This is a genomic window from Pseudoalteromonas porphyrae (assembly GCF_001298125.1).
GTDB classification, from domain to species: Bacteria; Pseudomonadota; Gammaproteobacteria; order Enterobacterales; family Alteromonadaceae; genus Pseudoalteromonas; species Pseudoalteromonas neustonica.
Genome location: NZ_LHPH01000076.1, coordinates 1 through 699 on the forward strand (window position 1 = coordinate 1; position 699 = coordinate 699).

The following is a 699-nucleotide window of genomic DNA, read 5'->3' on the forward strand; positions in this document are numbered from 1 at the left end:
TACGGGTACTTAGATGTTTCAGTTCTCCGCGTTCGCCTCGTTAACCTATGTATTCAGTTAACGATACCTGCAAGCAGGTGGGTTTCCCCATTCGGAAATCCTAGTCTCAAGTGCTTTTTACTAGCTTGACTAGGCTTATCGCAAGTTAATACGTCCTTCATCGCCTCCAACTGCCAAGGCATCCACCGTGTACGCTTAGTCACTTAACCATACAACCCAAACGGGTCTTTGTTTCGTGACAGTTTAACTTCGCCAGAAGTTAATATTGAATACTAAAGTAGATACCAATTAATCATTTCAAAGAAACAATTAAATGGCACTGAATGATACTGCTATCATTCTTTTTTACTTTTGAAAACTCTGTATAAATAACAAATGTCATTCATACGAATTTTATTATCAGCTTTTCCAAATTTTTAAAGAGCATATTAATTAGTTAAACCCAAAGGCTAAAACTAACTAACAATCATCTGTGTGGACACTACGAACAAATAAGTTCTAAATCGTATAAGGAGGTGATCCAGCCCCAGGTTCCCCTAGGGCTACCTTGTTACGACTTCACCCCAGTCATGAATCACTCCGTGGTAAACGTCCTCCCGAGGGTTAGACTATCTACTTCTGGAGCAACCCACTCCCATGGTGTGACGGGCGGTGTGTACAAGGCCCGGGAACGTATTCACCGCGTCATTCTGATACGCG

At 41.8% G+C, this 699-nt stretch carries 2 rRNA genes; both read right to left on the bottom strand.

From position 1 onward, the window contains the following. Positions 1–209, bottom strand: a 23S ribosomal RNA gene (locus tag ADS77_RS21220); the annotation flags it as partial. 299 nt (positions 210–508) lie between these two features. After that, positions 509–699, bottom strand: a 16S ribosomal RNA gene (locus ADS77_RS21225); the annotation flags it as partial.